The sequence below is a fragment of the Streptomyces sp. NPDC043176 genome (genome assembly GCF_056436715.1).
Genome location: NZ_JBWKCA010000011.1, coordinates 49581 through 74848 on the forward strand (window position 1 = coordinate 49581; position 25268 = coordinate 74848).

A 25268-nucleotide genomic window follows, 5' to 3' on the forward strand; every position below is an offset into this window, starting at 1 on the left:
GCCGACACCGTCCCCCCACGCCGAAGGGCACCCACCGACATCGGCAGGTGCCCTTCCGCTCCTCTGTGCCCCGCGCCCCGGCAGGATTCGAACCCGCGACACTCAGCCCCCGGGGTCGCTCCGGCAGCACTCGTGCCGGCAGTCCTCGCCTCGCCGGTGCGGTCTCCGCAGGTCCTGAAGAGCGGCGACCGGAAACGGGTGCCGCATCCACATCTCCCGGTACCCGGCCACATCCGCTCCCCGCCGCCGGAGCAGCCACCTCGTCTCCATGGGTTCGCGGTCGAACCAGACGCGCTCCCCGGGCGGGTCCCCGTAGAGCCCCGTCACGGCATACAGCAGGTCGGCCAGGGCGTCCGTGCAGTAGCCGACCTGGGCCCGGCGCTCCGAAACACCCTCGGCGATCCGGCACGCGGCGCCCCCACTGCCGACCAGCTCCCAGCTGAACCGGAGACGATCCGCCACCCTCGCTCCCGACCTCTGCCGTAGAAGTCGGCCGCAGACGCCAAAGGCCACACCCGAACGTTCAGGTGTGGCCTTTGGCATGGTGCCCCCGGCAGGATTCGAACCTGCGACACCCGCTTTAGGAGTGGGATCGAATCCGTGCCGGGCGGTTCCAGACCGTGCCACGCGGTGCTGTTCTGCCTGATCAGCGCCGCGTGGCACGGTGCCTGATCCTGCGCGTGACGCCTGGTGCTGGCCCGTCCGCTCACGCATCGCGCACGCACGAACCCTCCGCTTGAGATGCGTGATCGCAGGTCGAGGCCGGTTCTTCCGCTCGTCTCGGCGATGGCCGCAGGCGGTCTTGGGAGCGAAGGACGCACTTGAACAACTTTTCTCCTCCCTGTACGAAGGGGGCTGTTTCTTCGCCCTGATGCGCCCTGACATGGGAGCTGCGTCTGGAGTTGTCCCCCAGACGTCGTGGCGGCGCGCCGCTATGCTTCACCCATTTCGTCTAGTGCCTTCACGGCATCTTCATCAGTGAGGGAGCTGCGCTGTATGCCCCGTCAAGGCTCGCTGCCTTCCGCGGACCGCGCTCGGCTGGACAAGCTGCTTGCCTCATGGCGGGACTCACTCATTGACTTGAGCCTCCGTAACCGGCTGCTCAACTATCAGCGCCGCTCTTCGTCCGCGGGCATGGATCTGGTCGAGCCCGGGCTCGCCGGCGTCCTGGAAGGGCTATCCCGTGGCTGCACCTTCTCTGTCGTGCGCGACGAGAAGTCTGATGACGAGACCACAGGTTCGGCGCCGGCCATCGCGGCGAATCCGGCGGGTTCCATCGCCGGTGCGAGGGGGATCGACACCCCCGCGTCCCGGGCAGGAGTCGGAGGCGGCCGACCTGGTGTGCAGCTCAAGACCTCCAAGACCACCCAGGTCGAGCAGGTCCGGCACCTGCGGCGCCTGGCTTTGGTCGCGCGGGAGAAGTTCAACGACTACGGCCTGTGGGTTCTCCATGTCGGCGTGGGCTTCCTTGACTGGACGCCGGCCACGTCCGCCGAGAAGAGCTTCAGCTCACCCTTGGTGATAGTGCCGGTCGTCCTGGAACGGCGCCGTGGGGACTCGTACGTCCTGAAGATCAATACGGATGAGGAGCCATCCCTCAACCCAGCCCTTGCCATCAAGATGGGCGAGTTGGGCATCGAATGGCCGCGTGTCGACCAGGTGGACCACCGTGACATTCCGGAGCTGCTTGCGCGGGTACGGCACGCGGTGGCCGACGTGCGCGGTTGGAAGGTCACCAACCGGGTCGTGCTGGACACGTTCAACTCCAGCAAGGAGGTCATGTATCGGGACCTCCTGGACAATGCCGACCGTGTGCAGGCCAGCGCCCTCGTGCGAGCCATCGGGCTCGGCGCCGACTCCGGCATTGCGTCCGGAACCTTTGCCTTCGACCCCGTCGACACGGATCGCATCGACGAGGTCCAGCCGCCCGAGAACGCCCCTTTGGTGCTCGACGCGGACTCCTCCCAACGGCAGTGCGTCGCCGCCGCGCTCGAAGGCCGCAGCTTCGTGATGGATGGACCGCCCGGCACCGGCAAGAGCCAGACGATCACCAACATGATCGCGGGCCTGCTGGAGCAGGGCCGCACCGTGCTGTTCGTCAGCGAGAAGGCGGCAGCACTCGACGTAGTCCGCAACCGGCTCGGTGATCTCGGTCTCGACGACTACGTCCTGGCGTTGCACAGCAACAACATGGGCCGGAAGCAAGTGGCGCAGGAACTCGGCCAGGCATTGCAGGCGCCCCGCCGTACCTCACCCGGCAGCGCCCAGGCGGACCTCAACCGCGCTCGCCAACTGCGCAAGGAACTTTCCGGATACGCGGCGGCGATGAATGAGATTCGGCCCGGTCTCGACGCGAGCCTGCACGATGTCCTGGGACGGATCTCCCTTCTCGACGATTCCCACCCGCTGCCCCCGGCCCCCGCCTTTGACGCGGCGGAGCTCAGTGCCGAGCGACTGGGCCAGGCGACGGTGGCGGCACGCCAGGTCAGCAGGTCGTGGCGGCCGGCTGCGGAAGGCACCGCGTTCTCCTGGTATGGGCTGACAGCCACCGGAGACCCGCTGCAGGCGCTCGACCTCGCCACCGAGACCCTCGTCGAGCTGGAGACGAGGTTGATGCCGCACGCGGATCTCCTCGCCGAACTCGGCTGGCAGGGAGTTCGGGACGCATCCCGGCTGACCGCTCTTCTCCAGATCGCCGGTGCGCGGCCGACTCTGCCGTTCCTGTGGCTGACCGCCGAGTACCACGGTCTGACCACAGCGGTAGCAGACTTCCGACGCTGCCTGGACGCGGTCATCGACGCCGAGCGGTCGGCGGAGCGGACACTCGGCAGGGCATGGGACCAGCTGTCGGCCGAAGTGGACGCCACGCCGAGCCCTGAGGAGACCGCTCTCGCGACTCTGCTGCCCCCGGCCATCGATATCAGTGCGCTCACCGCTGATGCCGCGCGCGAGCTCGGGGATCGGCTCGAAGCCGACGCCACAGCACTCGACGAGGCAGTCAAGTCGCTGGCGGCGGTTGCCGCGATGTACGGCCTGCCGGCCCCCGAGACCTGCGACGAAGCCCTTCGTCTGGGCCGCCTCGCCGACCTGGCGGGGGACTCCGACGATGCCAAGCCGCTGGCGGCATGGCTCACCCGAGAGGGCGCGGCTGGTGCGAGGACCGCCACACAGGTCCTGCGCGAAGCCGTGGACCGCCTGAGTGCGGCGCGGAAGAAGGCCGAAGGGATCTTCACGGACCGGGTATTGCAGGAAGACTCCCTCGAAGACGTGGCGCACCGGTTCGCCACGGTGCACCGGTCCATCACTGCCAGGCTGACAGCAGCGTGTCGAGCCGACCGGCGGTTGGTGAGGTCACTCCTCCCCGACGGCGGCAAGTGCACCAAGGAGGTGCTGGCCACGCTGCCGGCGGCGGTGGCCTGGCAGCAGGCGGCACGGACCCTGCAAGCTGAGGTCGGCCACCACGCAGCGGCCCTTGGCAAGCACTGGCGGGGCGAGGACACTGACTTCGATGGCCTGGAATCCCTCGTAGCACGGGCCGATGAAATCCTGGCGCTTGCTCCCCGGGTGATCAACCAGGACGCGTTGGCACGCGAGGTGGCTTCTGGGGGACAGCCGCGTGCTGCCGCGAGGAACACTGCGGAGCAGGCTGCCGCCCGGCTGACCGAATGGCGGGACTCTCTCGTGCTGCCGCCCATGCCTGGGCCGTCGTACGAGTTGGAACCGGGAAGTCTCCGTGCCGCCGCGCAGTGGAGTCGCGCGCATGTAGCGCCGCTGCGAACTGCGGAGCGCTTGATGCGGATCGTGGAGCAGACGGCTGCCGCGGACGGAGGCGCGGTCGCGGCGCCCGGCACCTGGACTCTCGCCTCCGCACGCGCGGCAGTCCGTACCGTACAGGCGACGCGTGCCGCCGTATCGGAGTTCCAGTCGAAGGAAGAAGCGGACCGAGAACTCCTGGGTGACCTCTACGCGGCCAGGAGCACCAAGGTGCCCGACCTGACCGCCGGCCTGGACTGGATCGCCGCTCTGCGTGAGTCGTGCGGGCTTCAGCAGAAGACTCTCCTGAGCGCGTCCGCCGCAGAGATCTTCTACCGGGCGGAATCCGACACGGAACTGGAAGCCGCTGCGGACGCGTGGTCACGTGCCTCAGAGGCACTGGCGAATCTGTTCCGTCCGGAACGCGCTGAGCAGCTGCGTCAGTCGTTCGTCGATGGCCAGGACGCGGCCGTAAAGGCGCTGGCCGTTCTGGACAGCGACCGAGGCGGTCCTGACGAGTGGCGCGCTTACGACATCGGACGCAGCTCCCTCGACGACCTGGGCCTTGGAGACCTGGTGGACCGGGCGGTGCGCCGTGGGGTCACTCCGGCAGACTTCCCAGACGTGGTCGAACGTGCGGTGCTCCGCGCCTGGGCGGATGTTCAACTGGCCGACGACCGGCGGCTGGCCACCTCCCGGTCCGCTGACCGTGACGATCTCGTGGTCGGCTTCCGGAAGTTGGACGCGAGACTGGCTGACCATGCCCGTCTGCGCGTCGTCCAAGCGTGTGATGGCCGCCGCCCGCGGAGTACGAGCACGCCGGGTGCGGCGCTGCTCAAGCGCGAGGGCGAGAAGAAGAGTCGACACAAGCCCGTGCGGGAGCTGCTGGAGGCCGCCAGGGACACGGTGTCACGGGTCAAGCCATGCTTCATGATGAGTCCGCTCACCGTGAGCCGCTTCCTGCCGTCCGACCTAGTCTTCGACGTGGTGATCTTCGATGAGGCATCGCAGGTCCTGCCGCAGGACGCCATCAACTGTGTCTATCGCGGAAGGGCACTGATCGTCGCTGGCGACCAGAAGCAGCTTCCGCCCACCGCGTTCTTCTCCTCTGCTGACGACGATGAGGAGGACCTCGAGGACGAAGAGGCCCCGGATAGGTTCGCTTCCGTGCTGGACCTCTGCAAGGCGAGCGGACTGCTGGAAAGTCTGTCCCTGCGCTGGCACTACCGCAGCCGTCACGAGGACCTGATCGCCTTCAGCAACCGGGAGTTCTACGACGAGTCGATGACGACCTTCCCGGGCGCTCATGCTGAGGGTGAGGATGTCGGCGTCGCCTTCTACCGTGCCACGGAGGGCGTCTACCGATCGGGGGCAGCCGCCCGGAACAACCCCGGGGAGGCCGAAGCGGTGGCCCGCCGGGTCATCCACCACTTCGGTACGCGCAAGGGCCGGTCGCTGGGCGTCGTCGCGCTGTCCCAGTCGCAGGCCGTCGCGATCCAGGACGCTGTGGACGCGGCCCGGCAGAGCCGCCCGGATCTCGACGAGTGCTTCTCCGAGGACCGGCTGAACGGATTCTTCGTGAAGAACCTGGAGAGCGTGCAGGGCGACGAGCGGGATGTCATGATCCTTTCCGTCGGTTACGGCCCTGACGCCCAGGGCAAGTTCTCGAAGAACTTCGGTCCGATGAACAAAGCCGATGGCTGGCGCCGACTGAACGTCGCCGTGACCCGAGCGCGCTACCGTGTGGAGGTCGTGGCCTCGTTCGAACCGGGTGAGGTAGGAGACACCGGTAGCAAGAGTTTCCGGCACTTCAGCCGCTATCTGAGGTACGCACAGAGCGGGCCGTCCGTGCTCTCCCAGGAGGCGGTGGACCCGGACGCCCAGCCGGAAAGCCCGTTCGAGGAATCCGTACTGGCGGTGCTCCGCAACTGGGGTTATGACGTACAGCCTCAGGTCGGCGTCGCGGGCTACCGCATCGACCTGGGCGTCCGGCATCCGGACCGACCGGGCCTGTACGCGTTGGGCGTGGAGTGCGACGGTGCCATGTACCACTCCTCGAAGGCGGCACGCGACCGTGACCGCCTGCGCGAAGGAGTGCTGCGAGGACTCGGCTGGGAGCTGCACCGGATCTGGGGCACCGACTGGTACCGCGACCGGTCCGGAGCCGAAGCCCGGCTCCGTGCTGCGGTCGATCGCGCGGTGGCTCTCGTCAGGACGGCCCCCAGTACCCCGCGTGTGATTGCGGGCGGCAGAGCGGACGCGGAAGCACCGTCGCCGCGAGTCGAATCGCGGAGCGGGTCCGCACAGCGGCCTTCTGCGGTTCGGGGTAATGGAGCACGGACCGCTGCCTCCCCTGCCTCCGCGCGGCGGAGCGGCACCGTGCCGGCCCCGCGACGCGACGAAGCCACTCCTGCCCCCCGGTATCCGGTATCGGCATTGGCCGAGACTTCCCGTCGCCGTGTCGAGAACGAACTGTCCCAGATCCGCGAGTATCTGCAGCAGCCGGAGCCTGTGGACCCCGCCACCGATTACCGGGTGCGCGCTGACAACCGACGCCATTGGGAGAAGCGCTGTGCACAGCTCAAGGAGCGCGCAGCCTTCCTGGAGACCTTCCTCAAGGCAGTGCCCCCCGCTCCCGGCGCGACTGGCGGAAAGATGGTCGCCCCCGGTCGTCTGATCGGCCTGACCTTCGGCGGGTCCACAGACGTCGAGGAGTACGAGATCACTTCTCAGAGCCCGGCGATGGTGGAGGGCGAGGTGCTCAGCCCGTCCTCGCCCCTTGCCGCTGCCCTGCTGTGGCGCATGGCCGACTCCACGGTCGAGTACGAAGACGGATCAGGCAAGCGACGGACCGCTCAAATCCGACACGTTCGCGACTGAAGGAAACGCCAGGCGATCGACCAGGTCCGTCAATCAGCGGAGGGGAGGGCTCGGAGACGATCGTGGAAGTCTCGTACGGCCGGCACCGTGGAGTGCGGTTCGAGGTGTTGGCTGAATTTCGTCAGCCGGACGCGTGCCCGATCCGAGCGGACGCGGTTCTCCAGCAGCTCCAGTGGGATCGGGTCCGTGATCGGGAGTGATTTTCCGTGCCGGGTGGTGCTGTCCGTGCAGGTCAGCACCCCCGGCCTTGCCTGCTGACGTCGGATGCCGCTCCGTCCGCGCACGCATCCGGGCGTGTGACCAGCCGTACTCCAACCTTGAGAGGGCGACATCTCCACGGCGGTGTGACAGCCGGCCGAAGGGGGGACCACGTGCTATCGCCGTACCCGCCTGCGATGGGGTGGTGCGCCATATGATGCAGAGATGGTGGGGCGCGACGGAGTGGAACAGGTGGCCAGCCCGTACTCGACTGGTGGCGGTGGCACGGTCTTGGAGCACCGTTTCGGTGCTGTGCTACTGGCTCACCTTCTCCTAGGCGATCCAGTGCCGGCTTTGGGCGACGAAGTGACGCCGGTGGAAGTGCGCTTTCAGGACAGTCATTTCAGTGCCGTAGACGACCTGATCGTCGTCGGCAACACAGCCGACGGAGCGCAGCGGCGGTTGTCGATCGGAGTGCGTAGGGCCCCGAGCTTCGTAACCAGCGACGATTCCACAGCGGACCTACTTGTGTCCTACCTGCGGGTTGTTACCGACCATTGGGACGAGGCTAGTACGGGACGCTGGCGCCTGGCAGTTGCAGTGGCCAGTCCCAATCCGGCCGTACAACAGGTGCGTGAGCTGGCTGTGATCGCTCATGGGCAGCCCGATGAGGAGTCGTTCCGCGCAGCCGTAGAACAGGCGGGACGTACGAGCAACGCTGTTCGCACGCGATTGACTCATCTGGATTCGTTGATCGCTAAGGCGGCTGCCAGCCCGAAGGTACGTACCGAGACACCTGACGCGGAGCTGACCTGGCGAGTCCTGCACGTGCTCTGGTTGTGGGAGCTGAGGCTGGAGGGAGTCGACGAGTCCGACCGCACAGCGGTCGTGGGGCGTCTGCGGGGTATCGTTCCCGACTCCTCCGTAGAGGGTGCCGACGCACTGTTCGAAGCGCTGGGCAGGCTCTCTCAGGGGTACGCCCCGGCAGCGGCCACTGCCACCGAGAGCATGCTGCGAAGGCAGCTTTCCGGGGCTGCGGCTCTTGACCGCTCCCCGTCCTACCCCGCAGCGTGGCGTGTCCTCGACGCCTTGTCGGAGACGGCTGAGAATCTCGTACGGTTCCGGTTGACCGGCGCTGGCGAGAACCTTGAGTTGGAGCGCGTCGAGGCCGGAAGCGCCCTGGCTGCCGAAGCAAGAGCGGTCGCATCGCAGGCGACCGCACTGATCGTTCACGGTGAGCCTGATGCTGGCAAGTCGGCTCTGGCCTTGCGTATCGCCGGCCAGCTGCGAGCCGACGGGGTCGCAGTCACAGTGCTGAACCTGCGAGAGATTCCCGCGACCCTGGTGGAATTCGAGACGCTGCTCGGTGCCCGCCTCGCAGTGGTGCTCGGTGCCTCGGCGGTCGGTACGGGGCGCCTTCTGGTCGTTGATGGCGCGGAGTCGGTGCTGGAAGGCCGTGCCCGGTTGCTCTCCGACCTTGCACGGGCGGCCATGACCGCCGGGCTTGGCGTGGTGGCGGTAACCCGCACTGATGGTTCCGGAGCCGCACGTGATGTCCTCATGCAGGCAGCGGAAGGTGTGGAGCGGCACGGCGAGGTCATCGAGAACCTCGTTCGTGAGCATGAGGTCCCTCGGCTGACCTCGGTTGAGATCACGCAGTTGGTTGAGGTCTTTCCGCAACTGCAGCGGTGGGCCAGTGACGAACGGGCGCAGTGGTTGCTGGGCAGGCCAGGTCTGGTTGACATGTTGCTGCGTGCAGGTCCGAGCGTGGCGGCCCCTCAAGGAGTGGCGTCGGAGGCCGACCTGTTCGCTGCCGTCTGGGGGCACTTGGTGCGCCGCGGAGAGATGGTGGTGGCAGGAGGGCCCTCCCCTGACGCTCGTGATCAATCTCTTCGTGCACTGGCCAGGCGTCAGCTGCTTCCGCACGAGAACTCTGCGCCACCTGATTCAACCGCGTTGCCTTCCCTGCGTTCCGACGGTTTGCTGGCGCCGCTGAACGCGACCAGCGCCTGGAACCCGTCCGATCGATTTGCCAGCGATCTCGTGCGAGACATGGCAATGGTGCGGCTGCTCGTCACGGACGGCTTCGATCTCCTCTCAGCTGCCGATGCGCCGCGCTGGGCGCTACGTGCCGCACGTGTCGCATGCCAGGCCCAGCTACTCACTACTGCTGACGTCAGGCGGTCGCTTGCACACCTGCGTGCCGTCTTTGATCAGATCGCGGTTGACCACGGCGAGCGGTGGTCGGATGTGCCGTGGGAGGCAGTGCTCACCCTCGGTACAGCCGGCGAGGTCCTCGGCCGGGCATGGCCCGAGTTGCAGAAGGACCGGCAAGCCGGATTGCGTACAACGATTCGGTTGGCCATGCAGCGCTACGCGTCCCATGACGTCGGCGACCCGGTGGTGCTTGCGCCGCTGGTCGAGTTGACCTTCTGCCGCGAACACGATGCCGACTCCGACGGCAGTTCCCGGGCTACCTATGACATGAGTCGCGCCATCCGCGAACTGGTGCTGGCCTGGCTGCGCGGACTGGTGAGAGCTGAGGTGGGTGTATCCATCCCAATTCGGCAGACGGTGAGGGACCGCATCCTCGCGGCCGAGCCAGAGCATTGGGACGAATTTGCCGTGGAAGCATTGGCACTGCTTGGCCCAGATCTCGACGGACGGGCCGAGGCGTTCCTCAGGGGAATTGCTGACGACGGTGGTGCACGCCTCGACCCTGTCGTGGAGAATTTCTGGCCCGTGACGGGCATGGCTAGGCATCAGCCGGATCTGCTCTTGGTCTTTGCTGAGTCCTATTACATCGAACGATACGACTCCGAGGCGGCTAAATACGGCGGGTTTCGTTCGTACCCGTTTGATGATGGCATCCGGCACCACCGTGCTCGTGGAGGCATCACTGAACGGATGGCAGGTTGGTACCACGGCCCCTTCTGGCAGCTGCTGAAGGCCCGCACCGTGCCGACGCTGGCGTTGATCAATCGGATGCTCGACCATGCGGCGGCCATCCGGGTCGGAGACCGCGATAGCCACGTTCAGATTCCCGAAGATGAGCTGACCGGCGTGGATCTGGATCTGCCGGGGGTCGGTGTCAGGCACTGCGTCGGGGACGAACACGTATGGGCCTGGTATCGAGGGTCGTCGGTCGGCCCGTACCCGTGCATGAGTGCGCTGCTCGCGGTTGAGCGCCTCGCGGACCAGCTTGTGGCCATCGCTGATATTCCGATGGCTCGGGTTATGCAGTTGCTGTTGCGTGACTGCAACAACCTGGCCATGCCTGGCCTCGTGGTCGGGTTCCTTGTGCGGCATCTGGAGCAGGCGGGTGATCTGCTGGATCCTTGGATGCGGGACCCAGACGTATGGCATCTGGAATTCGCGCGAGTCGCTGGTGAAGGAGTGCTGCACGTACAAGGCCCGGACGAACCTGACCTTGTGGGGCGCTCTCGCCGTCGAAGCAATCTGCGTGACGTCGCCGCCGAACTCACCATCCGAGCGACCCTCTCCGGTGATCAGAACCGGCTGAACGAGCTCGCGGCCACAGGCGAGGAACTCATCCGTCGTGCCGAGGAACTGGTTGCTGACTCCCAGGGCGGTGCGGATGCTGATCGGATGCTCACCTCAGTACGGGGATGGGCGGCGACGTTCAGTCCGGAGAATTTTCATCCGGAAACTGATGAGTCTGGCAACTTGATCGTGCAGTATCAGCACCCCGAGCCGCTGGCGACTCGCATGCAGCCCGAAGCTGAGATGTTCGACCGTGCCGGCCAGGCGTTGCGCTTGCAGAACACCTACGCCAGATCCGCCGATCGCGTTGCCCCGGTCGACACTCTTCTGGCTGACATCGCCTTGGCGCGATCCCTGGGCGACGACCCACCCAGTCCTGCTCTCAACCGCCTTGACCCGATTGCTGCCGTCGCTGCTGCCGCAGCCGTCGCACACGCCCGCGGACGGATCCAGGTGCCGGTTGACGACTTGCGTTGGGCGACGGATGTCCTGATCGAGGCGATCGCCGAACCGAGTCGGGCTGAGTACGTCTCTTCTTCCTTCTACTCGGTGGGTGCTGATCGATCTGCGGCGACTGGACTGCCGGCACTCCTGGCCGTGACATCTGATGACGTCGACCTCGATCGTCAGGTAATCATCGGCGCCTTGGACCGCTGCACCACGAACCACTTCGACGAGGTGCGCATCGCGTTTGCCCTGGCTGTCGAACCTGTCTGGGACGCGCCGTGCGACGCTGACCAGCAGTCGAGCCCGTGCCGCCACCAAGTAGTGCTCAACGTCGTGCGGGCGGGACTGCAGGACTGTCGCCTTGGCGACTGGGACCCGACCACTGGTGTACTCGGCCGTCCCCGGCTCGACGGTCCTTACGAGCAGACGTTGCCCGAGGTCGAGACGGAGCGGCTCTATCTGACGTCACTGATTCCGCCACTTATTGCTGCCGGTTCAGCGTCCCTCAGCAACAGTTGTGTGGCAGATCAGGCGAACGGACTCGCTGAAGTCCTGCTTGACACCCACGCCCGCGCCGCCGACCACTGGGCGAGGGAAGGGTACGAGAACCGGCACAGCCGGCAGATCGCTCGCGTCATCGTTGCCCTGGCGCTCAGGGGTCACACCGAGCCGCTCAAAGCACATGTACAGCGCTTCGCTGCCAATGGTCGCGCCCTGCACGATTTCCTCCATGACCTCACCGTGCTGTTCACCTATGACGATGACCTACGCCCGGCCCTTCTGGACATTTGGTCCGTCGTCATGGAGACCGCCCTCGATGCCATCGGCGACGGCACTGAACTACGCACCGATCACCACTGGGGCGACTACGCACTGGGGGCGCTACTACCTGCTCCCGAGATCGACATGAGCGACACCGACATCGACGCGACCCTAGATCGCGCCCGAGAAGGCTGGCTACACCCCGACAGCCTCGCCGGCCTCGTAGATCGGTGGATAAGGATTGCCCGGCAGGAACCCAAGGCCCTCGACGCACTCGCGAAACTTGGCAAGTGTGCTCCGCTGCAATGGCAGCGAGACAGGGGGCTCGACTTGGCGGAGCGATTGATCGACGATAACTATGGCGTCATCGCCAACAAGTGCTGGTACGTCACCGACTGGCTTAAGACACTTCACTCACGCGATGAAATGCTGCCGGCCCATATTGCGCGGTGGCGACGCCTCGTCGACGGGTTGGCGGCAGCAGGTGACCACCGAGCAGCCACCCTGCAACTAATCGAAGAGTGAGCTCACGACGCGGGGCTCGCCGACATGACCTCATCGGCTTCCCTGGTTGAGGACTGGCTGCATCGCGGATCAGTTCGGGTGTGGGGTCACTGGCGGGCATTTCGCACATGATTGCGCCATGGGTGCACGATTCCTGCCGCAGATCGACGGCTCCACCACGGTTGGGGCATGCGAGACCTCGTGCTGTCAGCCCGAAGCAGGCAGAGCCGAGAGACGGTCGCGGAACTCTCGTACGGCCGGCACCGTGGAGTGCGGTTCGAGGTAGCGGCTGAACTTGGTCAGCCGGACGTGTGCCCGGTCGGAGCGGACGCGGTTCTCCAGCAGTTCCAGGCCGACGTTGGCGGCGGCGAGAGCGCCGTCGAGGTCCCTGGCAGCCAGTCGTGCGGTGGCGAGGCGGCCGGAGCGGACGGCGCGGTCGCGGGGGACCGCCTGGTCCACTGCCACAGCGAGGGCGCTCGTGGCGCGCTCGGGGAAGCCGGAGCGCAGCATGATCTTGCCCTCGGTCGACTTCAGCTGGGCCTCGCCGTACCAGCCGAGCCAGTCGGGGCGGTCGCCTTCGCGGTGGGCGCCCCACAGGTCGTAGGCCCGGTTGAGGGACTTGCCGGCCGACTCGTGCTGGGTGTCTCGGGACAGGGCTTCGGCCTGGTGGAGGTAGAGGTACGAGGTCGCGGCCGACGGGAGGGCCGACGGCGCGTTGCCGATGGCGGTGTCGATGAGCTTCACGCGTGCGGCCGTGTCGCCGGAGTCGGAGATGTGGACGCCCATCTCGGCCAGGATGAAGGCGCCGAAGCCGTCGTCCTTCGCGCTGTGGGCGCTGCGGAGGGCTCCGACGTAGTAGCGCTGGCCGAGGGAGCGGAGGCCCTTGTCGTAGGCCATCCACCCGGCCAGGTAGGACACCCGGGCGGCCGTGGCGTACAGGCGGTGTTCGATGGCGTCGGTGTAGCGCCCGTGGTCGAGGAGGCTGGTGATCAGGGCGAGGTCGCTGGTGGCCTGGTCCAGGAGGCGGGCGCCGCCCATCTGGTCGTCGAGGGTGCGGAGGGTGTGCACGCGCGCTTCGATGGTGGTCACCATCGCGTCGGTGACGCGGTCGCCGTCGATTGCCGAGGCGAACGCCTCTGGGGCGGCTGCCCAGTTGGCGGCGACTCCTGTCAGCGCGACGCCGGTGATGGACAGGAATCCCCGACGATCCATGTGGCCGCTCCTGACCAGATCAGCGAATACCTTCACGGTGCCGGCCGGAGTCCACGGGGCCGCCAGCGCTGTCGCCTCCCATGCCGGCAGCCAGCGGGGCCATGGCACCGAACGTACGTGATCCTCGGCGACGCCCAGTAGGTCGGCGAGCACCCGTTGCGCGTCCGCGTCAGGCGCCTGCCCCTGCTCCCACTTCCAGACCGTCGTCCGGTTGGTGGCCAGCGGTACGCCCAGCTCGGCCCCGCGTTCACGCATGCGCCTGGCTAACTCGGCCTTGCCCCAGCCTTTGCCTTCTCGTACGTAGGTCAGCGGGTGCAGAGCCATCGGGTCAGACATCCCACCCTCCCCTCAGGTTGGTAGTCAGGAGGCTACTCCCCGTGCGTGCGGGAAACGGGGGTTTCTCTCGCTGGAGGAACCTCCTGGAAACGTTCCGAGCCCGTGGTCCACGGCCGTTCACTGGGCCTCACGCCGTTCGGAGCTGAGCACCCGGGTTAACCGGCTCCCCCGCCCCGCTCCGGACGGCTCCCAGGATCGCAGCCCGTCATCGGCGTCCCTCGCGTGGGTGACGGGCTGCACCGCCCCCGAGGAGGTCGTGATGAGCCAGCCTCTGCCCGTCCGCACGCCGGGCGACAGCGGACGACAGCACACGGTTCCCGAGCCGCCGGCCGGTCCGAGCCCCGCCCTCCGCGCCCGCGCCGAGTCCGGGTGGGAGAGATTCCTCCGTCGCGGAGCGAGCGACCGCGAGGAGTCCAAGCGGTGAATCCGGTCGACGCCGAAGGCCGGGAGGACCACCCCCTCCTTCACCGCCTGGTCCGCGACATCGCGAGCCGCGGTGAGGGAGAGCTGACAGAAGTCGTCCACGAGAGACACGGCGGCCGGCTCATCCGTATCGCCCACATCCAGCCCGCGAACGGCATCGCCTGGTCCACCGCCGCCGACAACATCGGGCCCGCCCGATGAGACAGCGCCTCGCTGTCGTGGCCTACGTGATCGTCGTCAGTGCGCTCGTCGTCACGTTGGCCATCGCCGGAACCCCGGACCACTGAGAAACGGGAGGAGCACCATGAGACGTCCCCCGAACCGCGGCTTCAACCACCGCCAGGCCGTGACCGAGGAGTGGTTCCGCACCCAGGTCCTTCCTCTCGTGTCCAGCGCACGGTTTCTCCCCTACCAGGTGCGACAGATGCGCCACGAGCACCTTCCCGCGATGCTGCGCGACGAGGACCGGAAGAGCATCGCCCGTATCGCCGGGGACTTGGTGAAGGTCTCCGCACGGTGGCGCTGCCTGCCGTTCCACTACTTCCGCTACGGCGGATACCGGCGCGAGGTGTCCTCCGAGCGGGCCTGCTCGTACCTGCCGGAGAGCGCCCTGTTCCACCGGCTCCTTCCCCGCGTGAACCGGGACGCGATCGACCTGGACGACAAGTCGTCCTGCAAGAGGATCCTCGCGTCCGCAGGCATCCCGCAGCCCGCGCTCATCGCAAGCGGTGACCGTCGCGCGGGTGTGACGTCCGCTGGTGATGTGGTGCCGCTGACGGAGGTCTTCGACCACGCTTCCGGACTCGGCCGTGTGGTGGTCAAGCCCTCCCGCTACTCCAGCGGCGGGTCCGGCGTCGTGATCGTGCGGCCTGGCGAGGACGCCTTCGACCTGCCGGCCTACGCGCAGCGGTGGGGCACGTGGCTGGTGGAGCAGCACCTGCCGCAGCATCCCGACCTGGACGTGCTGAACCCGTACGCCCTCAACACGTTCCGCGTGATCACCCTGCTGCGTGAAGGTGCCGCCGAGGTCCTGTACGTGATGTTGAAGCTCGGCGGCGCCGAGAGCACCACGGACAACTCGGCCGCCGGCGGCATGCAGATCCGTGTTCACCCTGACGGAAGGCTCGACCGTCACGGGTACGACCGGTACCTGAACGCCCACACCCGCCACGGGGTCAGCTCGGTGCCGTTCGCCGACCACCAGATCTCCCGCACGACGGAGGTCCGAGAGCTGGCCGAGCGCTGTGCGCGCCTGTTCCCGCAGGTGCCCTTCATCGGATGGGACATCGCTCTCACGCCCGGCGGACCTGTGGTCATCGAGGGCAACAGCAGCCCCTCCCTCGCACACATCCAGCGCACCCACGGCGGCGTCGCGCTGGAGCTCGTCCCGGCGCTCCGCTCCGTGATGGATCGCCCGATCATCTGACCAGGAGTTCCCGTGGAAAACCTGAGAATGCAGGCCCGCGCCGCAGCCGGAGGTCTGCTCGACACGCTCAAGACGATGCCCGAGGTCCAGGCGCTCTACGTCCTGTCCTCCTCGGCGGTCGCGCCCCGCAACGTCACCCGGTTCAGCACCGACTCCGACTTCGACCTGGCCGTCATCCTCGGCGTCCCGATCAAGGAGGACGAGTGGAGGTCACGGCCGGCGGACACGTACGCCCTGGTCCGCGACCGGCTCCCCGCCTGGATCCCGGAGTTCAGCTTCCACCTGCCGGTGCCCTGGGGACGCATGGAGGTCAACGTCCACCAGCTCCTGTTCCAGTACGAAGCCGACCCGCGTACGGCGTGGAACAGCGACAAGTGCGACGCCTACGGGAACAAGGGCGAGCCGCTGTTCGATCGCGAGGAAGCCTTCGGGGCGCTGATCTCCCACAAGACGCGCGAGCAACTCCAGCGCCTGGAGGGCGAGACCTACCGGCTGCACAACCGGATCACCTGGGACGTGCGCGAGATCCCACTGCGCATGGCACGGCGGGTCGGAGTGCCCACGGGCCACTTCGTCCTCTCCGGGGCGCTGGACGAGGTCGTGGACTGGATGTACGCCCGCTCGGGCCAGCTCCTGCCGAACATGAAGTGGAAGCTGTACTCCCTCGGCGCACTCGGCCTGATCAGCAGCGAGCAGGAGAACCTGCTGATCGAGGCCCAGCAGTGCGACCCGCTGTCGATGGTCGACCTGGAGCGGCGGTGCGAGGCCCTGAGCGAGTTCTGCCGCGTGGTCGGGATGGACCTCAGCCCCGGGGCGATCGGGGCCGTGCGGAAGGCGTACCAGCAGGCCAACCACCACCTCCTCGGGGGAGAGGCGTCGGTCTTCGCCACCCTTCCGTCCCCGCGATTCGTCCCCTTCGGCGAGCGCGGCGGTTCCAGTTAGACGCTTATGTCCGGGCGTCAGTACGCTGCGTGATCCGCTTACACAGGAGGCATGATGTCGATCAAGGTCCACAACACGCTGACCAGCCAGACCGAGGAGTTCCGCCCCGAGCGGGAGGCCGAGGTGCGGATGTTCGTGTGCGGACCCACCGTGTACGGCCCCAGCCACGTCGGGCACGCGAAGACGTACACGCAGTTCGACTTCATCGCCCGGTACCTGGAAGTGAGCGGGTACAAGGTCACCTACCTCCAGAACATCACTGACGTCGACGACAAGATCATCCGGCGGTCGGCGGAGCAGGGCGTCCCGCCGGAGGAAATCGCGGCCCTCTTCGAGAAGCAGTACCTGGAGGACATGGCCGCGCTGGGCAACACCCGCGTCGACGTCCACGCGCGGGCCCACGACCACATCGACGCGATCGTGGACCAGATCAAGCGGCTGATCGAACGCGGCCACGCCTACCAGCTCGACGACGGCTGGTACTTCGACCTGGCCTCGTTCCCCGCGTACGGCAAGCTCTCCGGCCGCACCGATCTCCGCCCCGAGGACTCGGTGTCGCGGATCGACGACAACTCGAAGAAGCGCAACCCGGGCGACTTCGCCCTGTGGAAGGGCCGCAAGGACGGCGAACCGTTCTGGGAGACCGACCTGGGCCCGGGCCGGCCGGGCTGGCACATCGAGGACACCGCGATCACGGAGACCTTCTTCGGACCCTCGTACGACCTGCACGGCGGCGCCGTCGACCTCATCTTCCCGCACCACGAAGCCGAGGTCGCCCAGATGGAAGCCGCCTCCGGCATCGAGCCCCTGGCCCGCTACTGGATGCACACCGGTCTGCTGCGGGTCGACGGCGAGAAAATGTCGAAGAGCACTGGCAACTTCCTCACCATCCGCGACGCCCTCGCCCGGACGGACTTCCGGACCCTGCGGCACGCTTTCCTCTCCCAGCACTACCGCTCCTCGATGGAGCTGAACGACTCCACGCTGGAGCAGGCCCGAGGGGCACGCCGCCGGATCGAGAACTTCGCCCGGACCATCGACCCCGCGCGCACGGACAGCCAGGCGAACGCCGCACGCGCCGCCGATGCCTGGAAGGAGATGCGTGAGCGCCTGGACGACGACTTCGACACCCCCGGCGCCCTCGCCGTCCTGTTCCAGTACATCCGCGAGCAGAACCGCATGGAGGAGCCGGCCGGCCCGGCCGCTCTGCGGCTGATCGAGGACGTGAACAACCTCTTCGGAACCTTCGACATCACCGGCTCCGCCCAGAGCGACGCCGCCGTCGACGAACTCGTGAAGGAACGCGACCGGCTCCGCGCGGCGAAGAAGTTCGCCGAGGCCGACGCAATCCGCGAACAGCTCACCCAGCAGGGCGTCGTCCTTGAGGACTCGCCCGAAGGCACCCGTTGGTGGAAGGAGAGCACCTCATGACCTGGAAGAGCCGCTTACCGCTCGTCGTAGAGAGCGCCATCCCGCTCGGCCTCTGCGGAGCGCTGATGGACCACGTGAAGAATCACACCGCCCACCCCCGCACCTACCAGGGCGTCATCGACGAAACGCTGCGCAAGAGCGAGTACGTCGAGATCCCGACGCACCTGGAGGAGGCGGTCGTCTCCCACTGCGCCGCCCACCTGCGCAGCCACTTCGAGATCGCCCCGAAGCACATACCCACCCAGCCGGCGGTCGTCTACCGCTACGGCCCCGGCGTCGGCTTCGTCGCCCACCACGACGAGGTCACCGACATCGAGCGCGAGCGGGCCCGGACCAACGGACAGCCCGTCGTCGGCGGTGACCTCACCCTCGTGGTCTGGCTCAACACGCCGGACTCCTACGGCGGAGGCGAGCTGTTCTTCGAGAACCCCACCCAGGAGATCAAGCCGCCCTGCGGCAGCCTGGTCGCCTTCCCGGCCACCCGCGACCACATCCACGGCGTACGGCCGATTACGAGGGGCGAACGCGTCACCCTCGTCGTACGCGTCGATGCCGACTGCCTCTGAACAGAGGCCACTTCCCCTGTCAGCTGGGGCAGCGCGGCTGCCAGGATGAACGGCATGACGACGATCAACGGTGAGGTAGCGCCCGGATTCGAACCGGTCCGCGAGGCGTTCGCAGCGAACTTCACCCAGCACGGGGACATCGGCGCGGCCGTGTGCGTCTACTGGCACGGCCGGTCGGTGGTCGACCTCTGGGGTGGGGTCGCCGACCCCGAGACCGGCCGTCCGTGGGCACGGGACACCCTGCAACTGGTCTACTCGGCGACCAAGGGAGCCACCGCCACCGCGGCGCACATGCTGGTTGAGCGCGGCATGCTCGACCTCGACGCACCGGTGGCGAAGTACTGGCCGGAGTTCGCGGCGAACGGCAAGGCGGACATCCCCGTGCGCTGGCTCCTGTCCCACCAGGCCGGCTTGGTCGCCCTGGACGAGCCGATCCCGCTGGCCGAGGCGCTGGCCTGGGACCCCATGGCAGCAGCACTCGCGGCCCAGCGTCCGCTGTGGACTCCGGGCACCGCACACGGGTACCACGGCCGGACCTGGGGGTGGCTGGTCGGCGAGGTGATCCGCCGAGTCTCGGGCCGCTCGCCTGGCCGCTTCTTCGCCGACGAGATCGCGGGCCCTCTCGCCTTGGATTTCTTCATCGGCTTGCCGGCGAGTGAACGCAGCCGTGTCAGCCGCATGGTGTACCGGCGACCGGCCGTCGACCTCACGACGGTGCCCGCCGAATCGCTGCCCGAGGAGCTCCGCGAACAGGTCGATGCCTGGCGTGACCCGAACTCGTTCAGCAACCGAGCGTTCGCAGTCACGGACCCGGCCGCGATCGACTTCGACTCACCAGAGGTGCAGGCTGCGGAGCTCCCGTCCTCCAACGGCATTGGCACCGCACGGGCACTCGCGCGCATGTACGCCGCGGTGATTGGCAAGGTGGACGGCGTGCGCCTACTCACCCCGGAAGCCCTAGCGTCGGCGACTGCGGAGCAGGCAAGCGGGCAAGACCAGGTGATGGTGATTCCGAGCCGATTCAGCACCGGCTACATGCTGCCCACCGAGGGCAACCTCATGACCGGCCCGAATGCCTTCGGCCACACCGGGCGCGGCGGCTCGCTCGCCTTCGCCGATTCCGAGCACGGCATCGCCTTCGGGTATGTAATGAACCACATCATGAGCGGGTCCGACGATGCGCGCGCGGCTTCGCTCACCGAAGCGGTCCGGAGGTCGCTGGCGTGACGGGCCGCCTGTTGGAAGTGGTTCTGCCGAGTACTCGGGGGGCGCTCCGGACGGTGGCCAACACGCGGATTGGCGCAGGGCTTGTGTGACGCGGCCGCTGCAGTCGTTCGTCGCGGAGGGTGTCGAACCCCACGCCAGTAACAAAGCAGGCGCTTCTCGGAGTCGCTGAGGTGCGCTGGGGCGGAACGGCTGAGTAGCACCTCCGGCTCTCAAGGTCCAAGCTGTTTGTAGAGCTGCTTCCTGTAGCCACATCGTCCGCCTTTCAAATGGAGGGTGGGAAATGGCCGACCATGAGACGCAAGCATGGCGAGAGCGACGGGGCAGACGGTGGGAGGTGCCGACACGCTTCGGAATCCCTGAAGCCCGGAGCATGATGGGCACGGTTGCGGCGCCTTTCCTCGCAGGATTCTCTCTCACCAGCTCGATCGTGACGCTGACGGTGGGAGTTGCCGTATCGCCGTGGCACGAGTGGGCAAGCGCTATGTTCTTTGCGGCGGCTGTTCTCTTCCTGTTAACTGTCCACGCCACTTTGTGGGCCCGTGCGTATCTGACTACGGCTAAACAAATCTGGGACTGGTGGCCGGACGGGCCACCCAGCGAAAAAGACCTTCTGTATCTGCGCGCCGAACAGCGGACACATTCCCGCGGGTTCGATATGTGGAGCGGTCGGGCCGTTGTAACCTACGATAATGGGGTATTCCTGGTTCTGTTGGGGATGACGTTCCTGGCCATCCCGCCAGCCGGCCATTACACCGCCCCCAGGATCCTGGCAATATGCATTGGCGGCCTAGCCTGCCTGGTGGAGGCGCTTTGGAGGAGTCTCTCCAGACTGTCCCGGACCCGAGGGGACGAGCGAGATGACCGGAGGAGACAGGGGCTTCCGGTCGCCGAGCGTGCTTGGTGGGAGGCATTCTTCCGGCCCGATCCGATCGCTCCCGGCCCGGCAGAAACTACAGAAGCGCCAGGGGCAGCTGAGACGCCAGAGGACCTGTGAGCACGGCCAGATGGCCGTTGATGGGCAGTCACGGGTAACGCTGTTAGCACTAACACGGTGCCGAACTCACAGGAGCCATCCGCTGTGGCTGCCGGGTGGATCACACCGGGAGAACTCATGGCAGTTGCATCGCTGACACCGCGGGCGAAATTTTCGCTGGCGTTGGCCGCGCAGAATTTCCGCCCCGTGAACCTGGATGTCCTTACTCGATCCACCCCCATCGATCTCGGATCGGTACCCCCTGACCTGGAGGCCGCCCTCCGAGGAGCCATGCGGTCCACGACCAACTGGTCGCGTATCGGGGAGCAACTTGCCGTTCTTCGCGATGGCCTGAACGCAAACGGAAAGTACCTCCTGGATTTACGCATCGGCTCCACGAGCGGGGCGCTTAGGGTAGTTACTCCTTGCGGATTCGGTGGACCACCACCCCTCGCAGATAGTCAGTTCCGACGGAGCTGTGAGTTCTCGTGGTCGGTGATGCAGTCCCTTGAGGCCCACATTCAGCAGTTTGAAATACAGCCAGAGCTGCTGGCAATGCTTGACGCCGCCAGAAACAAGTACCTAAAGGCTGCGGACCCTGTCACTAAGGCGGCCGTGGATCTTGCGTGGGCCATGGTGAGCGCAAGCCGGGCAAGCGGGGGGCCGCAGGCCGTCTATGCGGCATTGTGCTTCGGTGGCCTTTCGCTCGAACTGGCTCGCGCACTCCGGGGCTACGGGTATATGTTCGAGCAGGCTGGCTTTGGCAATCAGCCTTCGCTAGAAGGGCTCGCGTGGGACTGCGGACAGTCTCCTTTCAATCCGGACAGCCTCTATTTCGGGAAGCTCGAGTACGTTGACGATAAACGGCTCAAGCAAGCGTTGGCGCTCTAATCGGCAGGAGGCGCGGGATGAGCATGCACCAAGACTTGCGCGATACAGAAATGGCCTTCGATGAAGTGCAGCACCCGTTCGACCCGACGAGGAACAGTTCGGAGCCGGATGACTGGGACGCTGCCGTCGACGCAGCACCCATCGTTGTTGCCGGCGGCGGTGGTACCAACAACAGCGCAGCCGTCAACCTGATGGTGCGTATCGCGCGCGGTGAGCTCGGGGTATGCGAGTCACCGCCGGGATCGAACGCCGGTCCCCCGCTCACGCGGTATGTCCGATACTTCCAGGCGGGTCTGGGTCCCCTTCCGTGGTGCGCCTTCTTCGTCTCTTGGGCCTGGGATCAGGCATCGGACAAGAACCGCCGCGTCCCCTGGGGCAATCCGGGCTACGTCGGCAGCGTTCGCGCGTGGGCTGGGAAGGTCGGCCGTCTGGTCTCGACGCCGGTCCACGGCGATCTGTTCGGCGGTGGCGACAACCATATGGGAATCGTTGTCGGGTCGGACCCGCGCAAGCACACCCTCTACACGGTAGAAGGCAACTACAGCGGCAAGGTCGCCGGTGTGAGTAGGCCCTGGGGAGGTCTCTGGTTTGCCCGCCTCTCCTAGAACCCGGGCTCCGTGTGGCCTTCGGCCTGCCGACGCATCTCCTCGGTCATCCGCCCGTTGTGGGCTTGGATGGCCTCAGAGTTGGCCTTCTCGTACGTGTCGGCCAGCGCGTCCAGGTGTCCATTGATCTTGCCCAGGTGCTCCTCGATGCGCTTCAGCGGACGCTCTCCGATCAAATACCCGGCCAGTGCCTCAAGGTCCACGGTGTAGGTGAGCGTCTCAACTGCGCCCTGCGGGCCGTGAGCATCCACCGTGAAGTCGTAGCGCATGGGCAGGTCAGTACTCCAGCGCTGCGGACCGTCGAACGCGTACACGAGGCGGCGGTTCGGCGGCAGCATCGGAATGGTTCGATTCAGAGCGCTTGCCAGTCGAGGGGTGAACTTGGCGTGGCTGGATTCCAAAGTGGGCGTGACCTGGATGCGTACGTCACGGGCCACGGTGGTTCCGATGTTGTGGATGCTCAGCACGAGCAAGCTGGACCCAGGCTGGTCGGGGCCGATGTCCACGACCACGTACGGCTCGTTCTGCTCCCGGTGCACCCGCTCAGCGAGCGCCAATTGTTCGCGGTGGACGCGCTCGGCTTGCTGGATCTGTTCCCTGGCAATACTCAGCTGGGCCTCGGCCGCCTGGGCTTGGCGGCCAGCGTGCTTCGCTGAGTCGGCTGCGGTCCTGGCCTGCCAGAACGCGAAGCCTGCCGCCAGCAGAGCCACACCGCCTGACCCGATAGAAATCCAGTCGCTGGGGTCCATGCCTACTCCCTACACGCTCATGTGCCACCTGGATCATCCCAGATGGGAACGGCTGGCAGGGGGCCTTCCGTGGCTGTCAGCGCTGTCGGTGGCGTTGCCCGGCGGGCGTGGGTGCCGCGGTGGGCTGGGGGGTTCGAGCCTGGTGTCCGCTGGGCGCGGGCGCCATGGTGGAGCGGCGGCGGGCGGCTTCGGCGCGCGGGTTGGGGGCGGGGTTGCGGCTGGTGTGCTGGATGCGGGTGATCAGGACGCGGGCGGGTTGGCGGGCGGTGGTGAGTTCGCGCTGGGCGGCGGCCTCCTTGAGGAGCTGGTGGGGTTTATGGCCGCCGGCTTCGGCGTCGGCAAGGACGGTGGCGAGGGCCGGCCAGGCGGGGTCGGTGAGGATGCGGTCGGCGTGGTCGGGGACGGCAGCCCGAACGTCGTGGGCCAGGGTTCGGCGGGCCTGATCGTTCGGTCGGCGGGTGGCGAGGCTGCCGACGACGGGCGTGAGGGCTCGGTCGGCGGCGGCCTGGAGGTGGTGGAGCGTCTGACGGGCGGCTTCGGCCTGGTGCGCGTGGTTCTTCGCCTCGTGCCAGCGGGCGGCAACGACCGTGGCCCAGACAAGGGTGGCCAGCAGGCTCGCCAGGGTGCTGCCGTCGGGGCCGGTGGCGGTGTGGACGAGGTCGCGGGCCGCTCGGCGCAGGGTGTGGGCGGCCTGGTTCTCGGCGCGGATCTGGGAGCGCTGAGCACGGACGAATGCCCGTGAGGCGGCTCGGAGTTCGGCGAGGAGGTGGGCGGGGGCTTTCTGGGCGGTGGCTTCGATAAGGTCGCCGAGCGCGGCGATGTGGGCCTGGGCGTGGGTGGCATCGGCCATCCCCTGGTGGAGGGTGTCGAGGGCGTCGATGGCCTGGCGCCAGGGGGTGGCAGGCTGGTCGCGGCGGGCGGTGGGGTGCTCCTCCGGCGCGGTGGTCTCCAGGCGGGCCTTGAGCTTGGGGAGGGTGAGGTCGGCGGCGATCTTGCCTCCGGGGTGGAAGATCTGTTCGCCGTCCTTGTTGAGGTCACCGGGGCGGCCGACGGCGTAGCCGAGGAGGTCTCCGGACGGTCCGCGGCGGGGTTTGACCGCGATGCCGTCGGCTTCGAGGTAGGCGAGCAGTTCCTCGGCGCTGCTGGCGTGGGGGATGGCGGCGCGGATGCGGTCCTGAAGCCAGTTCCGGCTGGTCTGCTCCCAGCCGAGGCGTTCGGCCTTGTGCATTTCGGCCTGGGTGGGCCGGCGTCCGGCGGTGCGGTCGCCCTTCTTCAGCTGGCGCAGGCCGTAGTCGGTCTCGATCTGGCGGCAGGCGTTGCCGACGCGGATGCCGCTGTCGTGGAGCCTGGGGCGGCGGCTGTCTTCCCGAACGGTGGTGGCGAGGATGTGGATGTGGTCGTCGGCGTGGCGTACGGCGATCCACCGGCAGGCGAGGTCGTCCCCGGGCGGCGCGATGCCGGCGGCTTCGACGATCCGCTGGGCGACCTCGGCCCACTCCGTGTCGGAGAGGCGGCGGTCCTCTGGTGCGGTGCGGACGGGGCAGTGCCAGACGTGGTCGGTGACCTTCTTGCCGAACTCGCTGTTCCGAAGATGGACGGGTGCGTCGAGGTGGCGGGCGAGCTGAGTGAGGGTGGCGTCGGGGTCGCGGCCGGGGTCAGGCATGCCGAGCATGGCGAAGCCGGCGACGATGTGCGGGTCGGTGTGCTCGTCGTGGCGGCCGGGGCCGTAGAGGTAGGCGAGCAGGCCACGGGTGTTGGACCCGGCCGGTTTGATGGCGGCGATCACGCGGCCAGGTCCTTCCTGGATTCGGCGGACTCACGCAGGACCTCGGCGATCAGCTCCAGCAGTCGGTGCAGCTCGTCGAGACGGTGGCGGATGTCGGGCGGCGTGAGGTCGCTGTTCAAGGCGCGGGCGATCTGGTTGACGTTGACGCCGATGCGGTTGAGCTCGCGCAGCACCTGGGCGCGAAACATGTGGGTGCGGCGGCGGTCCTCGGATAGCGGCAGGTTCGCGGTGAACCGACCAGATACGAAGGCGAGGACGATGTCCGCTGCGAAGCCGGATTCCCCCTTGTAGCCGTGCTCGGTGGCGGCCTCCTGAAGGTCGGCGTGCTCGTCTCCGGTGAAGCGCAGGGGACCGACTCGGACGGTCCGCTTGGTGCCGGTGAAACGGCGAATCGCCGGCTGGACGCTCTGGACAGCTCGCTCGTCGGCCGCCGACGCGGTGGCGGGCGCGGGGCGGAGGATCTGCTGCTGGACGGCGTGAAGCTCGTCCGGGTCGGGGCCGCCCTCGGTCCCGGCCTCCTGGTCCGGCGCCCCCTGGCGTCGGACCGTCACCGCCACCCCCGGGGCGGAGAACCCCGAAGACCGGCCTTGAGTCGGACTCGGGGTACTACTGGCTCCGCCAGGAGCCCCCCGTCCGAACGCGTTCCGCAAACG

Annotated in this window: 16 protein-coding genes; 11 read left to right on the forward strand and 5 right to left on the reverse strand. The window is 67.3% G+C overall.

The features are described 5' to 3' along the window. Positions 1–102 precede the first annotated feature (102 nt). The gene (locus AC067A_RS19500; protein WP_479243718.1) at positions 103–462 is read right to left on the reverse strand and encodes a hypothetical protein; all 360 of its coding nucleotides are present in this window, start codon (positions 460–462) and stop codon (positions 103–105) included. Positions 463–1080: 618 nt separating this feature from the next. On the opposite strand from AC067A_RS19500, the gene AC067A_RS19505 reads away from it, so the two are divergent. Both AC067A_RS19505 and AC067A_RS19510 read left to right on the forward strand, forming a co-directional pair. Then, positions 1081–6633, forward strand: coding sequence for a DUF4011 domain-containing protein (locus AC067A_RS19505; RefSeq protein WP_479243719.1), 5553 nt, complete (start codon positions 1081–1083; stop codon positions 6631–6633). A 423-nt stretch (positions 6634–7056) separates the two neighbouring features. Further along, positions 7057–12069 carry a hypothetical protein gene (locus AC067A_RS19510; RefSeq protein ID WP_479243720.1) on the forward strand — a complete coding sequence of 1671 codons (5013 nt, stop codon included), beginning with the start codon at positions 7057–7059 and terminating at the stop codon, positions 12067–12069. Positions 12070–12255: 186 nt separating this feature from the next. On the opposite strand, the gene AC067A_RS19515 is transcribed toward AC067A_RS19510, so the two are convergent. After that, on the reverse strand, positions 12256–13596 hold the full coding sequence (locus AC067A_RS19515; protein WP_479243721.1) for a helix-turn-helix domain-containing protein: 1341 nt from the start codon (positions 13594–13596) through the stop codon (positions 12256–12258). A 259-nt stretch (positions 13597–13855) separates the two neighbouring features. Between AC067A_RS19515 and AC067A_RS19520 the strand changes: the two genes are divergently transcribed. From AC067A_RS19520 to AC067A_RS19560, 9 genes are all read left to right on the forward strand, one after another. Further along, positions 13856–14020: a hypothetical protein gene (locus AC067A_RS19520; RefSeq protein ID WP_479243722.1), complete on the forward strand. Its 165-nt coding sequence runs from the start codon at positions 13856–13858 to the stop codon at positions 14018–14020. Then, positions 14017–14220: a hypothetical protein gene (locus tag AC067A_RS19525; RefSeq protein WP_479243723.1), complete on the forward strand. Its 204-nt coding sequence runs from the start codon at positions 14017–14019 to the stop codon at positions 14218–14220. Before AC067A_RS19520 ends, AC067A_RS19525 begins: the two co-directional genes overlap by 4 nt. Before the next feature lie 103 nt (positions 14221–14323). Continuing rightward, positions 14324–15445 (forward strand): sugar-transfer associated ATP-grasp domain-containing protein, encoded by a 1122-nt coding sequence (locus AC067A_RS19530; protein WP_479243724.1) that lies wholly within the window; start codon positions 14324–14326, stop codon positions 15443–15445. Between the two features lie 12 nt (positions 15446–15457). Further along, positions 15458–16387, forward strand: a complete 930-nt coding sequence (locus AC067A_RS19535) for a hypothetical protein (RefSeq protein ID WP_479243725.1) — start codon at positions 15458–15460, stop codon at positions 16385–16387. A 51-nt stretch (positions 16388–16438) separates the two neighbouring features. Next, the gene (gene cysS, locus AC067A_RS19540; RefSeq protein WP_479243726.1) at positions 16439–17818 is read left to right on the forward strand and encodes a cysteine--tRNA ligase; all 1380 of its coding nucleotides are present in this window, start codon (positions 16439–16441) and stop codon (positions 17816–17818) included. Continuing rightward, the gene (locus AC067A_RS19545) at positions 17815–18384 is read left to right on the forward strand and encodes a 2OG-Fe(II) oxygenase (RefSeq protein WP_479243727.1); all 570 of its coding nucleotides are present in this window, start codon (positions 17815–17817) and stop codon (positions 18382–18384) included. Before cysS ends, AC067A_RS19545 begins: the two co-directional genes overlap by 4 nt. A 54-nt stretch (positions 18385–18438) precedes the next feature. Further along, complete coding sequence (locus AC067A_RS19550) at positions 18439–19611, forward strand: serine hydrolase domain-containing protein (protein WP_479243728.1); 1173 nt, start codon at positions 18439–18441, stop codon at positions 19609–19611. Between the two features lie 1111 nt (positions 19612–20722). Then, positions 20723–21475 (forward strand): hypothetical protein, encoded by a 753-nt coding sequence (locus AC067A_RS19555; RefSeq protein ID WP_479243729.1) that lies wholly within the window; start codon positions 20723–20725, stop codon positions 21473–21475. A 17-nt stretch (positions 21476–21492) separates the two neighbouring features. Continuing rightward, complete coding sequence (locus AC067A_RS19560) at positions 21493–22080, forward strand: C40 family peptidase (RefSeq protein ID WP_479243730.1); 588 nt, start codon at positions 21493–21495, stop codon at positions 22078–22080. On the opposite strand, the gene AC067A_RS19565 is transcribed toward AC067A_RS19560, so the two are convergent. The 3 genes from AC067A_RS19565 to AC067A_RS19575 all read right to left on the reverse strand — a co-directional run bounded on the left by AC067A_RS19565 (position 22077) and on the right by AC067A_RS19575 (position 25172). Beyond that, positions 22077–22829, reverse strand: coding sequence for a hypothetical protein (locus AC067A_RS19565; protein ID WP_479243731.1), 753 nt, complete (start codon positions 22827–22829; stop codon positions 22077–22079). The two genes, AC067A_RS19560 and AC067A_RS19565, sit on opposite strands and share 4 nt — an antisense overlap. A 76-nt stretch (positions 22830–22905) precedes the next feature. Then, positions 22906–24615 carry a relaxase/mobilization nuclease domain-containing protein gene (locus AC067A_RS19570; protein WP_479243732.1) on the reverse strand — a complete coding sequence of 570 codons (1710 nt, stop codon included), beginning with the start codon at positions 24613–24615 and terminating at the stop codon, positions 22906–22908. Beyond that, positions 24612–25172, reverse strand: a complete 561-nt coding sequence (locus AC067A_RS19575; RefSeq protein ID WP_479243733.1) for a MobC family plasmid mobilization relaxosome protein — start codon at positions 25170–25172, stop codon at positions 24612–24614. The genes AC067A_RS19570 and AC067A_RS19575 overlap by 4 nt, the downstream gene beginning before the upstream one ends. Between the last annotated feature and the right edge of the window lie 96 nt (positions 25173–25268).

Coding starts and splice junctions, on each gene's coding strand:
- AC067A_RS19510 (WP_479243720.1), top strand. CDS start 7,057: ATGGTGGGGCGCGACGGAGTGGAACAGGTGGCCAGCCCGTACTCGACT.
- AC067A_RS19515 (WP_479243721.1), bottom strand. CDS start 13,596: ATGTCTGACCCGATGGCTCTGCACCCGCTGACCTACGTACGAGAAGGC.
- AC067A_RS19520 (WP_479243722.1), top strand. CDS start 13,856: ATGAGCCAGCCTCTGCCCGTCCGCACGCCGGGCGACAGCGGACGACAG.
- AC067A_RS19530 (WP_479243724.1), top strand. CDS start 14,324: ATGAGACGTCCCCCGAACCGCGGCTTCAACCACCGCCAGGCCGTGACC.
- cysS (WP_479243726.1), top strand. CDS start 16,439: ATGATGTCGATCAAGGTCCACAACACGCTGACCAGCCAGACCGAGGAG.
- AC067A_RS19545 (WP_479243727.1), top strand. CDS start 17,815: ATGACCTGGAAGAGCCGCTTACCGCTCGTCGTAGAGAGCGCCATCCCG.
- AC067A_RS19550 (WP_479243728.1), top strand. CDS start 18,439: ATGACGACGATCAACGGTGAGGTAGCGCCCGGATTCGAACCGGTCCGC.
- AC067A_RS19555 (WP_479243729.1), top strand. CDS start 20,723: ATGGCAGTTGCATCGCTGACACCGCGGGCGAAATTTTCGCTGGCGTTG.
- AC067A_RS19560 (WP_479243730.1), top strand. CDS start 21,493: ATGAGCATGCACCAAGACTTGCGCGATACAGAAATGGCCTTCGATGAA.
- AC067A_RS19565 (WP_479243731.1), bottom strand. CDS start 22,829: ATGGACCCCAGCGACTGGATTTCTATCGGGTCAGGCGGTGTGGCTCTG.